Source organism: Tepidanaerobacter syntrophicus, from assembly GCF_001485475.2.
Classification (GTDB): domain Bacteria; phylum Bacillota; class Thermosediminibacteria; order Thermosediminibacterales; family Tepidanaerobacteraceae; genus Tepidanaerobacter; species Tepidanaerobacter syntrophicus.
The window spans coordinates 381223-395430 of sequence record NZ_DF977000.1 but is presented as its reverse complement, the minus strand read 5'-3'; the positions used below and the strand labels follow the sequence as shown (position 1 = coordinate 395430).

Sequence of the window (14208 nt, the reverse complement as noted above, 5' to 3'; positions counted from 1 at the left end):
TATCTGTTAAAGATGCCATATTAAAGGAGCGCTATAAATCTTTAGAACCAATTAGCCTTTTACCAGATGTTATCTCTTATGAAAAACAAAAACTAAAGAAGGCAACTTCAATGATACGTGCAGGTGGCACATCTCTTCCCATCTTAAACTACAAGAAGAGCTTTACATCAGATGCCATTAAATCTCTTCTTGAAAGCTGCAATATTTAAAATCAATAAGTTAAAACAGATTTAATTTCTTTTGCTTGTTCTGTATAAGGTTGGCAGAGGTCTTACAAAAAAACCTAAGATTACTTGACGCGATCCCTTTGATTACCGTATCTTCATAACCCAAATCTTTCAGTGTTATAATATCAGAATTTTTCTCAGCGGCCTTCTCTTCCTCAATTTTTGAAGATATAAGTTGAGTATTTGTTTTCATTTGCAAGACAATATTGTCTAAAGTCAATGATCGGGCGGCTTCAAGCAGCATCTCATCGTTGTCTGAGAGAATATATAGTATACGTTTTGCTTCATCTATAGGGAGTTTAACTTCTTTTATAATTGCTGCATTTTTTAAATCCGGTAAAGTGCCCCTTATAGGATCAAAGATTTCATTTTCTGTATCGGAAGAATTTCCTATTACTATAAAATTAGCGTCTTTGCTAATGCTTTTTATATCCGTATAGCACTCAACTTTAATATCCGTATTGCTATAAGGAATTCTTTTTCCAAAATCTGCTGCAATCGTCAATGCAGCTGTTATTTGAGCGTTATTAGGATTATCCGGCACCACTATTATACAATCTACCGGCTGATCATCCGAGACTTTCAGATAAGGATACGGATAATTATTTACACCGAAAGTGTCAGGTATTCCTTCATACTCAATATGTATATAGGACTCCTTGCAAACCGTGAGCCAATTAGCAGGATTAACATAATCCATGCAAGGTTCTTCAGTAATTCTATGATATGTAGAAAGCTTTATCGTATTATATCCTTTTACAATTTTGTCTTTTGGAAGAAGTATCTTTTCTGCAGCTTGATAATTGTCTTTATCGCTTAAAGCAAAGCTTTTAATCGGCACATCATTTAGGAGAACGGTTAAAGTAGAATTTTTATAGTTTTTAATTTGGCTTTGATTAAATACAAGTTCAAAAAAGCAATTATCATTTAACTGCCAGTTTTCATCGATAAAGAAAAACAGGCTGTGGCTTCCGAATATGCCTTTTATAGTAACGTCCTCCGGGATAAAGATATTTTTAACTTGACTTTTTTCATTTTTCATAGTTTTAGAGACTTCAAGGGAGGCAGCGGATGCAGGTGAAAGAGATGTTGTTTTAGGCAAAGTAGGAGCAGTAGATTTTTGGGTGAGAATTAGAGTCTCAAAGCCTAAAGCTTCAAGCTGCTTTGCTGCTGATTCAGCTGTTTTTCTTTCCTTGTAGTTTCCCACATACAAGCGTGTTCCCCCGGCTACAGCAAATTTATAGACCGGAAATCCTTTTGCTTTTAGGAGGTTGTAACTTTCCATAAGTATAGTCGCATCTTTATAAAAACCTGCTTGAACAACATAATATGTATTTTGAGCAGATACTGATTGAGCAAACGCAAAACTACTATTTAATACTATGAAAAATACAGCTATTACGCATATCAGTTTCTTCATGGCAGCCTCCTAAAATCTTTCAGTTTTGTACCAGGTATGCTCTCTTTTAAAAATAGCATCTTTAAAATAAGAGTATATACCGGAAATACACACCATAATCCAACACTGACAATAAGTAAGATACATTATCACAATAAGAAAAAAGTTGCTCAAATTGTATTCGCCTTTTTCCATTGTAAGGTTTATGCTTATCTCAAGGATAAAAAGTATATAAGCAAGCATCCAAATTACCAAAAAATTCCCCGGAAGTGAAATTTTAGCGATGCCAAAAAGACCTAAAATAAATACAGCATCTGAGAATATTACCGCAAAAAAGAACAGAAAACTCTCTAAAAACATATATAGAAGATCAATAAGTATGGGTCCCGAGCATTTTGGAAGCGGGAACAAATATTTATTTACAACATATATATTGCCCTTTACCCATCTAGTTCTCTGCTTAAACCAAACTTTGAACGTTTCCGGTTCTTGTTCCCATGATACAGCTCTCGGCATAAAAGCTATTTTAAAACCATTGCCATAGACTCTTATTGAAAGTTCAGTATCTTCAGCTATTGCTTTTGTATCCCAACCGCCCAGCTTTTCTAATAAATCTTTTCTTATTATAAAATTAGTTCCGGGCAAAAGACATATGCCAAATTTTTTCCACCTGCCTCCTTGCATCATCCACTGAAAGCTAAGTGTTTCTATATTTATGAATCTGGTTAAAATATTTGCATCCTTATTTCGAGTTCTAAATTTTCCGATTACTGCCCCATATTCTTTCGAATTTACAATCTCATAGACTAGATAGCGAAGCGACATAACTTCTGGTGTATTATCCGCATCATAAACTACAACATATTCTCCTGTTGCATATTGTAATCCTATATTTAGTGCATTTGCCTTTCCTTTGCCTCCCGTCCTTGCATCAGTCGTTATTATCTGTATATTTTCGTTGGGATATTTTGACTTAATTTCTTCAAGAATAATACCTGTCTCATCCTTTGAATTATCATTTATTACAATCAATTGACGTTTATCTTTTGGGTAATCCATCTTCAAGATTGCTAAAATTGATCTTTCAATAACCTTTTCTTCATTATGAGCCGGCACTAAGATGGAAACCATGGGGTAATTATTTATGCCTTTAATAATATCAATTTTTCTCTCTTTGATTTCCTTAAAAAAACTATGTCCCGCAAAAGCAAGCCATGCATTAAAAAGTAATAAAATCCAAATTGAAAAAAGCGAATACATAAAAATATAGTCTACTGTTTTTAGCAATAATATTACCTCATTCTTTGAATAAATATTCTTTGGCTTTTCTTCTTCTATCTAAGAATATGTAAAGTAACCTAAGGCAAATTGTAGTTACTAAAATCAGTAATACAATAAATATTCTCCTAAAAATCCTGATTAATAAAGGTTCTTTTAAGGTTTTGACTTGCTCAATTTGAATATTTCCGCTTTGTGAACTGATTATGTAGTTTGCACCTTTTACCCAATTGTTCTCTTGTTTTAAATCAAGAAAATCTATGCCGCGTTTTTTAATTTCAACAATTATAGGTTCGAGTAATTTAGGATCGAGGTATGAATGAAAGTAAAAACCGGCAGTATAATCTCTTACTATAGCAACTTTTTCTAATTCTTCAAAAATATGTTCTTTATACAGTAAATCATCAGGGTCTACGTAACCCAAGTTTTCAGGAATCAAGTTATTATACAAAGATGAATAATGCAAGTTATAAGGATAAGGAGTTGTGGTATATCCTCTGTCAGACGTCTGTAAATGGCCTATGATTGTAGAAAAATACCTCTTGAGGTTTTTATAAGCTTCACTTGACGCTGCATAGTGAGGCGCTTCAAAAGCTATAGGTCCAATTCCAACCTCTGCGCATTCGTCAATTGCTGCATTTATCCTTTCGTCTACCCATTTTTTCATATCTACAGGCAGCGGCTGATCTTTTTCCCCATCCCAGAATTCAAAACCTTCCCCGGGCATATCTTTATGAATCTGATGGGTATAACCGTGAAGGACGATAGAGCCCCCGGAATCTTGCATATATTTTATGCAGCCAGCAAATCTCTTATTATCTTTTAAATCAAATATATTTTTGGTTTTAAAATCATAAAAAGAGGGGATAAGGGCAACCATATAAGGTACATTTTCCTGTTGAAGATAATCCGCTATTTTATAAAGGTTTTCAATAGATCTTTCTGCGTGAACATCTTCAATTCTGACGTAGATTTTAGGACTTGAAGTATCGTGATATTCTTCAAAAAAATCATGAAGAACATCAGCTAAAATATAAAACAATACACCTTGTGTATCAAGACATGAAACATACCATAAATTCGAAAGTCTTACTATATATGGATATAAACTCTGTTCATCGCTTACAGTGCTGAAAACCTGGCCGGCATCATTTTTTAAGATTATCTCTTGAAAAAACCGCTCTGTTTTTAATATAAATTCTCTGTCTTTGTACTTAACTTTTACGGGCTTAAGATTATTGCCCTTGAATTCTACTCCTTCCATGGGATTATATCGGAGTAGAGATTGTATCCCCTTTCCAATAAAAAGAAATGGTTTTTTATAGTCTGTTATATCTTTTAACAAATCATTTTTTAACTTCTCGTCAGAAATGCCTATATAAAATGTGCAATCATATCTTTGCATCATTCCCGCTTTATAAGACGAAGCCATTATTTCTTCTGTATTCACATTAAAATGGTAAAGCAGGTTAACAATAGCTGTTACTTCATCTGCTTTAAATCCAAAATAATTTCTTCTGTCGTAAATTATAAGGACATTCTTTGTAGAGCTGCCGTCTTTTGCCATTTCTTGGGCCATAACCGGTTTTCCAGCAGATACAATAAAAAAAACGGCTACCAAAATTATTGATACGAAATAGCAAATCTTACTTTTACACATCATATTCCAGCTCTTTTTCTAATTTATGTTTTATTTCAAATACATCGTTAGTTTTTTGATCATACTCCAAAATTCCGATTTTAAAATTGAAATTGAGTTTTTCCTCTTTCTTGCCTGAATTTAATGTTATGGCACTTAAGTTCGTACGTATTCTATTTTTTATAACTTCTGCACCATTTTTGTTGGTATTTGGCAGGATAAAAGCAAAAGTGTCATCTTCTAATCGATACTTTTTATCTTCTGCTCTTAAGGTTTCTTCTATATTTTTTACCATAAGCATTATGATTTCATTAGTTTTACTTTTGCCATATATATCTATAAGTTCCTTAAAAAACATGATCTTTACGATCATCATTGACAAATCGAAACCATGTCTTCTGGCCCGCCGCATCTCTTCAGAGAGATCTTCGTAAAATTTCTGTTTATTGCCCAGTCCCGTCAGGTTATCAACCCTTACAAGAGCTTGAATATTTTTTCTTAATTCTTGTATTGATTTATTTGAATCATTAATGCCTTCTCCCAATTGGCTGGAAGTATATGCAACTATGGGAAAAACTAAAAGCCAAAAATAGTCCGTCAAAAAGGTAAAATTGAAAACTCCAGCAAAAATTGCCTGGTATAAGATATAGCTGCCATAAGCAAGCACTAAAAACAGCGCACCAAAAAGCGCCATGACCAAATCCGTGGAAAACGACCATAACGCAAGGAAAAATGTGGCAGAAAGCAGTATGTAATTTTTTTGGCCTATCATGTCAGGTTTTAAGAAAAACAATGAAATTAGGATGAAAAATTCTAAAATTAGGAGCATAAAAAATGCCTTGGTTTTTTTAGACAAATTGTTCACTTTGCACCTCCGACCCCCTGAAGAGCCAATAATGCTTGCAAATTGTCAAATGAATAAACTTCTAATGTTTTGGAATCTCCAAATGCGCCATAAATAGGGCTTGATGCATCGGTAACTTGAAACATTAAAAGTTTCTCTTTCATCAGTTTATAAAGTTCTTCATCCTCTATATTCACCGCAATCCTGCAGGCTATAGCGTAGGAAGCCGGTGACTCTAAGGAAGAAGCCGGCATTGCTGAACTTATATAGTACTCGTTAAAGAGTGCATTACCTGTCTTCATCTGGCTTTTAAGCCACTTTACAGCCGCCTGGGGGCATAAATCTACCTCGCTTAGGTGAAGCAAGGTGTTTAGATAATCTATCATATTAATCTTGTTTTCCGTACTATAACTCTTTGTTTTGTAATTATAAGATTTTCTAAAAAATGGCACATTTTCTGATACAAAAGCATTATTTATAATGTTTAAACCCTTTTTAAATGCATTTTCCCAAGTATCGTCTTTTTGAGCTAAAATTTTCATAGTATAAAGGTCTATGTAGGAAATAGTTATGGTATCGGCCTTTATTTTGCTTTCCCCGTCGTAGAAATCTACAAGTCCGTCCTTTGCAAGTTCATACTTTTTGGCTCTACGCACCAGTTTATTTGCAAAGCAGTTATATTTTCTGTCTCCCCATCGGTCATCAGCGTAAATAAGGGCTCGAATTATCCTAAGATCATCTATTGATGCTGAGCTTTTTGTCAGCATTTCACCTTTTGCCCCTATCCTCCACGCTATAACTCCATTATCTAAAACCATACCGCGGACTATATTAAAATGTTCATCAAAAAGATCCTTATTGCCGCCCAAAACTGCATACAGCATAATAAGACCTTCAGATTCCGATAGTATCTGGTGTCCTGTTGCTGTTTCATTTATCTTATCATCATATAAAAAATTAGTAAAGATTCCTGTTTTTCCAGACAAGGATGCTTTAATGAAGTTAAGGCACAAAGCCTCCTCCGGTTGCGCAGGAAGTTTTTTCCATTTTATATCAAGATCCTTATAAGGTTTTTTTAAGCATAAAGTATAATAAGAGTATGATATTAAGCATAAAACAATTATAGTAATAACCGCTGTAATTTGCCTTGTGTGATTTGTTCTTAGCATTCTTTTCACCTATGTGTCTTAGAGCACATAGAGTACATAGAGTATAGAGGGACAGAGGTGGGACAGGACAGCACAGGCAGAGCAGCACAGAGGGACGGTTCTTTTGTGTTGTCTGACAACACAAAAGAACCGTCCCTCTGTGCTGTGTGCTGTGCGTGCTCTATGCCTCTGTGATGTTGTTGTTTGTGCTGTCTGTTTCTTTCTGTTCCTTTGTGCTGTGTCTGTGCTCATATTCTAATTATTCTATAATTATTCTAAAACTGCGCCGGTAGAAGCTGATGTCACCAAGCGGGCATAGCGGGAAAGATACCCTGTTTTTACCTTTGGCTCGGGTTTATGCCATAAGGTTTTGCGTTTTGCAAGTTCGTCATCTGAAAGAAGTACTTCAATTTTGCGATGATTTATATCTATTCGGATGATGTCGCCATCTTGAAGAAGGGCTATAGGACCGCCTTCCATTGCCTCAGGAGAAATATGCCCAATAGCCGCTCCGCGAGTTGCGCCGGAAAATCTACCATCGGTAATCAGGGCTACATCCTTGTCAAGCCCCATCCCGGCTATGGCCGAAGTAGGGGAGAGCATTTCTCTCATGCCGGGACCGCCTTTCGGGCCTTCGTACCGGATAACTACTACATCGCCCTTTTGAATTTTTCCGGAGAAAATCGCCTCGGTAACTTCTTCTTCAGAATTATAGATGCGGGCAGGGCCTTCATGATACAGCATTTCGGGGGCTACCGCAGCTTCTTTGACCACTGCGCCGTTTGGGGCAAGGTTGCCCCTTAATATCGCAAGACCTCCCGTTTCTCTGTATGGATTTTCTATGGTATGGATAACATCTGTATTTTTAATTTCGGCATTTGCAATATTTTCCCCTATTGTTTTACCGGTTACCGTCATTAAATCTAAATTGAGCAGTCCTTTTCGAGAAAGCTCTTTCATAAGGGCGGGTATTCCTCCTGCTTCGTGTAAATCTTGGACATGGTAGTGTCCGCTAGGTGCAAGCTTTGCAAGATAAGGTGTTCTCTGGCTTATCTTGTCAAATATATCTAGTTCCAATTTTATCCCTGCTTCATGGGCAATTGCCGGAAGATGAAGAACCGTATTGGTGGAACCCGCCATACCCATATCTACTGTAATCGCATTTTCAAAGGCTTCTCGTGTCATTATATCCCGCGGTTTTATATCCTTTCTTACCATTTCCATAACCTGCATCCCAGCCTTTTTTGCAAGGGCAACCCGAGCCCCGGAACATGCCGGTATCGTCCCGTTGCCGGGTAGACCCATACCTAACGCTTCCGTTAAGCAGTTCATGGAATTTGCCGTAAATATACCTGAGCAGGAGCCGCATCCCGGACAGGCGGCATGTTCTACTTCTTCAAGTTCTTTTTCCGTTATTTTGCCTGAGGTATATTCAGCTATTTTTTCAAAACATGTGTTAAGGTCTACATCTTTACCTTTATATCTGCCTGCAAACATGGGACCGCCGCTTATAACAACAGTCGGAATATTAATCCTCGCCGCTGCCATAAGCATTGCCGGCACTATCTTATCACAATTAGGTATGAGAACTAATCCGTCAAATGCATGGGCAACGGCCATTGTCTCTATTGAATCTGCTATCAATTCTCGTGATGCCAGAGAATACTTCATACCGATATGGCCCATAACTATGCCGTCGCATACTCCGATCGCCGGAAATTCTATAGGGGTCCCGCCGGCCATTGCCACACCTTTCTTTGCCGCCTCTGCAATGGTATCTAAGTGAATATGGCCTGGAATTATATCATTTTGGGCATTGACTATGCCTATAAGGGGTCTGTCAAGCTCTTCTTCGGTGTACCCCATGGCGTAAAATAAAGAGCGGTGTGGTGCTCTCATTACTCCTTTTTTAACTCTGTCACTTATCATAAAGTTTCCTCCTTCACTGCCGGCGTCTCATCTGCCACAGGCACATCATGGATACTTCCTTTGCCGCGCTGCAGGGCTATTCCACCGGTTCTTACTATTTCGATTATTCCATAGCGCTTCATTAACTCTAAAAATGCCTTCACCTTACTTAAATCTCCCGTAAGTTCTACGATTATCGATTCAGGATCAATATCAATAATCTTGCCTCTGAATGTCTCAACAATTTGAAAAACCTCTGTTCTGTTTGTATCATCAGTTTTGACTTTGATTAAGGCAAGTTCTCGCTGTACAGAAGTATTAACGTCAAGCTCTACTACTTTTATTACATCAACCAGTTTTTCTACTTGGCTTTTTATTTGAGCCAGTTCTCTTTCATCGCCTTCTGCCACTATGGTAATGCGAGATATTTTTGGGTTATCAGTCTCTTCGCCGGTAAAGCTCGTTATATTGAAGCCTCGCCTTGTAAAAAGCCCTGAAATTCTTGTAACAACACCATATTCATTGTGGACAAGCACTGAAAAAATAGCTTTACGCACTTTTTACACCTTCTTTATAAATTAAAAAATTTTATTTAACACAAACCACAAAATTATTTTGTCGCCAAAAAATAGACTTATGGCAGAAGCCAGCGCTATAAAAGGACCAAAAGGTATAACATCTTTAATGCTTTTGATTTTCAGCACTATTAGTATAAGGCTTATAACGCTGCCTAAGATAAATGAAAGTATTAGTGCAAGAATCGTAAGCCTTGCCCCTAAAAACAAGCCAACCATTCCAAAAAGTTTTACATCACCACCACCCATACCGCCTTTTGCAAAGAAAGCTATCAGAAAAATTACGCCAAACCCTACCGCAAAACCTGCCAAGTGATATAAAAAAATTTCTTTTCCCAAAAAAGCATGCAGTAAAATCCCTGCCGTGGCAGCAGGCAAAACTATGTTGTCAGGTATAATTTGAAACTCCATGTCAATAAAAGCTGCAATGGCAAGAACAGTTAGCAGGATTATTGAAGATAGAAACTTGAAAGTGAGCCCAAATTTGCAAAATGCCATGAGACACAAGGCGGCACACAAAAGTTCTATCAATACAATTTGTCCTAAACCTTTAGATAGTTTCTTGCATTTTCCTTTAAATAAAGAAGATGTGCCCGGGCTGGATTTATTATGATGTATTTGGTAAAAATATATGTAAGTATTTACAAACCCGCCGGCAATCAAGCCTAATATCAAGATAAAAAAGTCCACAAAATTTTCATCCTTTAAAAACTGCTTATTCTAAAGTATAGCTTTCTATATTGCCATCTTTACTTTCCCCGGCGGTATATGTCCAAGATTGATTCTCCTTGTTTTTGCCATTTGCCTTTTCCGGAATATTGTCTAAATATTTTTCGTCCACAAGTACTTTTAGCCCTTGCTCTTGAGAAGGGTATGTAGCCTTATCCGCATAATACCTTTCCAGTGCATTTCTTATAATTTTTTTGTTTGCTTCATCAGTTGCTGCCTCTGCATTATTCTTTACGCCGATTACTTTCGGGATGGTAAGTGTCGCTAAAATCCCTAAAACAGCTATAACAATTATCAATTCGATTAAAGTAAAACCTTTTTCATTTTTCTTGCTGCGTAAAAGCTGCAATTTGTAAAACACTATTTTGCACTCCTTATATTTTTTTAATGTTTTTAAATAACTGTCAATTGTTTTAACAGCCCTTGAAAAGACAAAGCTTGCCTACGCCTTATCACTCAATTGAAATATTTATTTCAACACTTATTCCATCATCAAGACCTACTTCCGCACATAAAATGTTTTCTGTGCTCAATTTTGTAGTAATATCTTTTCCATACATCAGGGTAGGTGTTGAAATGCTCATACTTACATTCTCTTTTGAAAATTCGGTGCTGGCGTTTGCAGTAAGCATATTTGCCAGTTCAGATAAAGCGCTTTGAGCCATTTCGCCAAACTCATCAACAGGCATGCCCATCATCATTTTGGAAGCTATTTTTTTAGCGTCATCCATGCTCATGGAATAAACCACATTACCTTTTAGATCCCCAACCAGTCCTACTATTATAAGTATACCATCTGTCCGCAAATTTTTTCCTTTAATAATTACTTCACCCTGGTTAATAATTTGAAAACCTATCTGTGGCAGTACATTTTGAAATGCCGCAAGAAAAGGAGCTGCATATTTTACATCCACTCAAAATCACCTCTGCTAAAACCAATATTTAAAATCATTTCGCCAAATTCTGTGTCAATCGTTACTGAATAGGTCTTAATCTTGGCAGATGAGATGTTCAGGCTTTTACCGTAAAACACCGAAGGTGGAGATACCCTCAAGCCGAATACCTTGTTCTCCCTGTTGAGCATAGAACAGGCGTTTCCTGATACAATATTTGCAAACTCTCCGATAGCCGCAATAATTTCAGTTTGTTTGCTGCTCTCTTTTTTAAGCATCTTATCAGTAAGAGCTGTTGCGCTTTCCACTGACATATCAAGAATCATTCTTCCTGAATACTTACCTATAATTCCAACAACCACCGCTATTCCTTTGGATTGTATTGTTTCATTGGACAGCCGCTCTCCTTTGTATGTAGCTATTGTTTTTGTCATTCTATTGAGAGCATCTGAAAAAGCCTCTTTGAAGATTGGAAGGTATAGGCTTTGGAAATGTTTAAACAGCTCTTCGTCATCTAAAACTCTTTTAACAGCCAGTATAAATTCTTCCTCATCTATCGGTTTTTGCACATAACCGCTTATATTGAAGTTTTTCGCTTTTTGGAGCATTTCATCATCAAGCATAGAACTTACTGCGATTACTTTAATCCCCTTATCGATTTTATGTATTTCTTTGGTGCACTCAAAACCATCGGTTCCGGGAAGGGTTATATCCATTGTCACAAGATCCGGTTTTGTTTCTGATACTACAGATATCACTTCATCTAATGTGCCGGCATGGCCTACAACCTCAAAACCATTTTTTTCTAAAATGTCTTTAATAATTAAAACAGAAAAATCCGAGTCATCCACTATAACAACACGCTTTTTATCCACCGCTTTCTCGTCCTCCTGTAAAAACCTAATATTACCAATAATATTATCAATTTCTTCGCCGATTTACAACCGAAACAGTCAAATAAATTGATAAAATACAGAAAAAATCTCTCTATAAAAAAAACAGCCGTCAAAACCTTATAAAAAAAGATTTGGCAGCTGTATGTTTAAAAATAATTATCTATGATACTGTATTACCATCCGCGCTCAGCATAATGATCTTCAAGCTTTTCTATTTCTAAGCTCTGCATAGCTTCGCCCAGGTCCTCAGATACCTTTGCAAGAACATCCGGATTATTATAATTTGCCACTGCTTTTACAACGGCTTTTGCTCTTTTTTCCGGATTTGATGATTTAAATATGCCTGAGCCCACAAATACTCCGTCGCAGCCAAGCTGCATCAGTAAGGCCGCATCAGCAGGTGTCGCCACACCGCCTGCCGCAAAATTTGGAACAGGAAGTTTGCCTTCTTTTGCAACATATTTTATAAGTTCAAAAGGAGCTCCCATCTCCTTTGCAGCGCTCATAAGCTCTTCATCCGGCGTATTTGCCAAGTCTCTGATTTGCCCCATCACAGTGCGGACGTGTTTTACTGCCTCAACTACATTGCCTGTTCCTGCTTCCCCTTTAGTGCGAATCATAGACGCTCCCTCTCCTATGCGGCGAAGAGCTTCGCCCAGATTTCTTGCACCGCACACAAAAGGCGTCTTGAATTTTGTTTTGTCAATATGAAAATATTCGTCTGCAGGTGTCAAAACTTCGCTTTCATCTATGTAGTCTATGCCTAAAGCTTCTAAAATCTGTGCCTCGACAAAATGCCCTATCCGGCACTTTGCCATGACGGGGATAGATACTGCTTCCTTAATCTCTCTGATTATTTTTGGATCTGACATACGAGCAACGCCGCCCTGCTTTCTTATATCAGCAGGCACCCGCTCGAGCGCCATGACAGCTACTGCCCCTGCTTGTTCAGCAATTTTGGCTTGTTCCGGTGTAGTAACATCCATTATTACTCCGCCCATTAATTTTTCATTGATTTGATTTGACATGTTTTGCCCTCCTATTTCCAAGACATAAATAGTATGATAGAATCAATGTATCGGTACATAATAAAATTTTAAGTGCAGTAATTAGCCATACATTTTGTCTTTGCAGTTTATACAAACATTATTTTGGCATTTAGCAAGGTGTTTGTCAATACAATTTAGCATAATTCGAGCAAATGGAGGACATTATGGAGAAATTTGAATCGATACATTTAGACAAAAACTCAACTGAACCCCTTTATATTCAAATATATAAGGGATTTTCCAATTTAATTCTGAGCGGTCAAATAAAATACGGAGAAAAGCTTCCGCCTATTCGTCTTATGGCTTCATTTTTTGATGTTAATACTGTCACTATAGTAAATGCTTACAAAAAGCTCCAATCCGATGGATTTGCTAAATCCAAGGTGGGCAGCGGAACATATGCTTGTTTTTTGGGCGATATTTCTTCTAAGTCAAAGCATTCCGACAAATTAGTAAATACCACTAAAGACAAAGGCATAAGATTCGACTTTAGTGCAGGTTCTATTTCACCGGATTATTTTCCGGTAAAAGAATTTAAGGAAATAATCAATGAGGTTTTGGACAGAGACGGCGGTTATGCTTTAGAGTATCAGGAGAGCAGCGGCTATCAGCCCCTTAAAGAATCTATTGGCCATTTTATGAGTGTGCAACATGATATTGATGTTCCTTTAGATGAAATACAGATAATATCAGGAGCGCAACAGGGCATAGACCTTATTGCAAAGGCTTTTTTAAACAGTGGCGATACTGTATATGTAGAAGCCCCGACTTACCCCGGCGCCATAAACGCCTTTAAATCCCGCAATGCCAGTATTGTTGAAATTAATATGGAAAAAGATGGGGTCGACTTAGAGGATTTAAAAAGGAATATTAAGAATAATCCTCCTGTCCTCTTTTATACAATGCCTATTTTTCAAAATCCTACAGGTTATTCTTACAGCACAGAAAAAAAGAAAGAGCTGATAGCCCTTTCTTGTAAATACAATTTTTATATAATTGAGGATGATCACATAAGTGATCTTTATTACACCGAAAAGCCTTCTTTGCTTAAGGCATTTGACAACTCTGAAAAGGTATTTTATATTAAAAGCTTTTCAAAGCTGTTTTTGCCCGGACTGCGTATCGCCTTTCTTGCAGTGCCGCGCCGGCACTTTAACAAAATCGCACTTGCAAAATATTCTTCGGATATATCTACTTCAGGTCTTTCTCAGCGAATTTTGGACTTATTCTTAAGGAAAAGCCTTTGGTCTATGCACATAAACCGGCTTCAAAGAATATTTTATGAGAAATGGCAGGAAACCCTAAAGGCTTTCGATAAATACATGCCATCAGGCATAAAATGCTTTGCACCCGGCGGCGGCCATTTCTTTTGGATTGCTCTGCCTCAAGACCTATATTCCTCAACTCTTTACCATGAGGCTATAAAAAAAGGTGTGTCTATCGTCCCCGGAGATCTTTTCTTTATCAATCAAAAGCCTTCTGAAAGTTTCAGGCTCAGCACAGCTCAAATTCCGACATCAGATATTGACAGCGGAGTTAAATTGCTCTGTGAGAGCATCCAATCGCTTATAGACAATACCGGCGGAGTTTTCCGAGGACCTGGTGACAAGCCTCTTTTGTAAG

General features: G+C 37.2%; 13 protein-coding genes and 1 pseudogene. 2 read left to right on the top strand and 12 right to left on the bottom strand.

All coding sequences use genetic code 11. The features are described from left to right. Positions 1-209: pseudogene (locus TSYNT_RS11975) on the top strand (ISLre2-like element ISTxy1 family transposase); the annotation flags it as partial. 10 nt (positions 210-219) lie between these two features. Here TSYNT_RS11975 and TSYNT_RS04980 read toward each other — a convergent pair. The 12 genes from TSYNT_RS04980 to pdxS form a co-directional block, all read right to left on the bottom strand. Then, on the bottom strand, positions 220-1647 hold the full coding sequence (locus TSYNT_RS04980; RefSeq protein ID WP_059032309.1) for a cellulose biosynthesis cyclic di-GMP-binding regulatory protein BcsB: 1428 nt from the start codon (positions 1645-1647) through the stop codon (positions 220-222). Between the two features lie 9 nt (positions 1648-1656). Continuing rightward, positions 1657-2886: a glycosyltransferase family 2 protein gene (locus tag TSYNT_RS04975; protein ID WP_059032353.1), complete on the bottom strand. Its 1230-nt coding sequence runs from the start codon at positions 2884-2886 to the stop codon at positions 1657-1659. A gap of 37 nt (positions 2887-2923) precedes the next feature. Then, complete coding sequence (locus TSYNT_RS04970; RefSeq protein ID WP_059032307.1) at positions 2924-4567, bottom strand: DUF2334 domain-containing protein; 1644 nt, start codon at positions 4565-4567, stop codon at positions 2924-2926. Beyond that, positions 4557-5408 carry a GGDEF domain-containing protein gene (locus TSYNT_RS04965; RefSeq protein ID WP_059032306.1) on the bottom strand — a complete coding sequence of 284 codons (852 nt, stop codon included), beginning with the start codon at positions 5406-5408 and terminating at the stop codon, positions 4557-4559. The genes TSYNT_RS04970 and TSYNT_RS04965 overlap by 11 nt, the downstream gene beginning before the upstream one ends. After that, on the bottom strand, positions 5405-6556 hold the full coding sequence (locus tag TSYNT_RS04960) for a glycosyl hydrolase family 8 (protein ID WP_059032305.1): 1152 nt from the start codon (positions 6554-6556) through the stop codon (positions 5405-5407). The genes TSYNT_RS04965 and TSYNT_RS04960 overlap by 4 nt, the downstream gene beginning before the upstream one ends. 249 nt (positions 6557-6805) lie before the next feature. Further along, complete coding sequence (ilvD, locus tag TSYNT_RS04955; RefSeq protein ID WP_059032303.1) at positions 6806-8464, bottom strand: dihydroxy-acid dehydratase; 1659 nt, start codon at positions 8462-8464, stop codon at positions 6806-6808. Then, the gene (ilvN, locus tag TSYNT_RS04950) at positions 8461-9000 is read right to left on the bottom strand and encodes an acetolactate synthase small subunit (RefSeq protein WP_059032300.1); all 540 of its coding nucleotides are present in this window, start codon (positions 8998-9000) and stop codon (positions 8461-8463) included. The genes ilvD and ilvN overlap by 4 nt, the downstream gene beginning before the upstream one ends. Before the next feature lie 21 nt (positions 9001-9021). Beyond that, positions 9022-9708, bottom strand: coding sequence for a prepilin peptidase (locus TSYNT_RS04945; RefSeq protein WP_059032299.1), 687 nt, complete (start codon positions 9706-9708; stop codon positions 9022-9024). Positions 9709-9733: 25 nt separating this feature from the next. After that, positions 9734-10108 carry a type II secretion system protein gene (locus TSYNT_RS04940; RefSeq protein ID WP_202859724.1) on the bottom strand — a complete coding sequence of 125 codons (375 nt, stop codon included), beginning with the start codon at positions 10106-10108 and terminating at the stop codon, positions 9734-9736. 91 nt (positions 10109-10199) lie between these two features. Next, a complete protein-coding gene (locus TSYNT_RS04935) occupies positions 10200-10661 on the bottom strand; it encodes a chemotaxis protein CheX (protein WP_059032297.1) in 462 nt (153 codons plus the stop codon). Beyond that, the gene (locus TSYNT_RS04930) at positions 10652-11515 is read right to left on the bottom strand and encodes a response regulator (protein WP_059032295.1); all 864 of its coding nucleotides are present in this window, start codon (positions 11513-11515) and stop codon (positions 10652-10654) included. The genes TSYNT_RS04935 and TSYNT_RS04930 overlap by 10 nt, the downstream gene beginning before the upstream one ends. A 194-nt stretch (positions 11516-11709) precedes the next feature. Continuing rightward, positions 11710-12564, bottom strand: a complete 855-nt coding sequence (pdxS, locus tag TSYNT_RS04925; RefSeq protein WP_059032293.1) for a pyridoxal 5'-phosphate synthase lyase subunit PdxS — start codon at positions 12562-12564, stop codon at positions 11710-11712. Between the two features lie 185 nt (positions 12565-12749). On the opposite strand from pdxS, the gene pdxR reads away from it, so the two are divergent. After that, positions 12750-14207 (top strand): MocR-like pyridoxine biosynthesis transcription factor PdxR, encoded by a 1458-nt coding sequence (gene pdxR / locus TSYNT_RS04920; protein WP_059032291.1) that lies wholly within the window; start codon positions 12750-12752, stop codon positions 14205-14207. The last annotated feature ends 1 nt before the right edge of the window (position 14208 follow it).

What these genes read in the sequence shown, in the direction of transcription:
- TSYNT_RS04960 (WP_059032305.1), bottom strand. Translation starts at nt 6,556, where the DNA reads ATGCTAAGAACAAATCACACAAGGCAAATTACAGCGGTTATTACTATA.
- TSYNT_RS04975 (WP_059032353.1), bottom strand. Translation starts at nt 2,886, where the DNA reads ATGTATTCGCTTTTTTCAATTTGGATTTTATTACTTTTTAATGCATGG.
- pdxS (WP_059032293.1), bottom strand. Translation starts at nt 12,564, where the DNA reads ATGTCAAATCAAATCAATGAAAAATTAATGGGCGGAGTAATAATGGAT.
- ilvD (WP_059032303.1), bottom strand. Translation starts at nt 8,464, where the DNA reads ATGATAAGTGACAGAGTTAAAAAAGGAGTAATGAGAGCACCACACCGC.
- TSYNT_RS04980 (WP_059032309.1), bottom strand. Translation starts at nt 1,647, where the DNA reads ATGAAGAAACTGATATGCGTAATAGCTGTATTTTTCATAGTATTAAAT.
- TSYNT_RS04970 (WP_059032307.1), bottom strand. Translation starts at nt 4,567, where the DNA reads ATGATGTGTAAAAGTAAGATTTGCTATTTCGTATCAATAATTTTGGTA.
- pdxR (WP_059032291.1), top strand. Translation starts at nt 12,750, where the DNA reads ATGGAGAAATTTGAATCGATACATTTAGACAAAAACTCAACTGAACCC.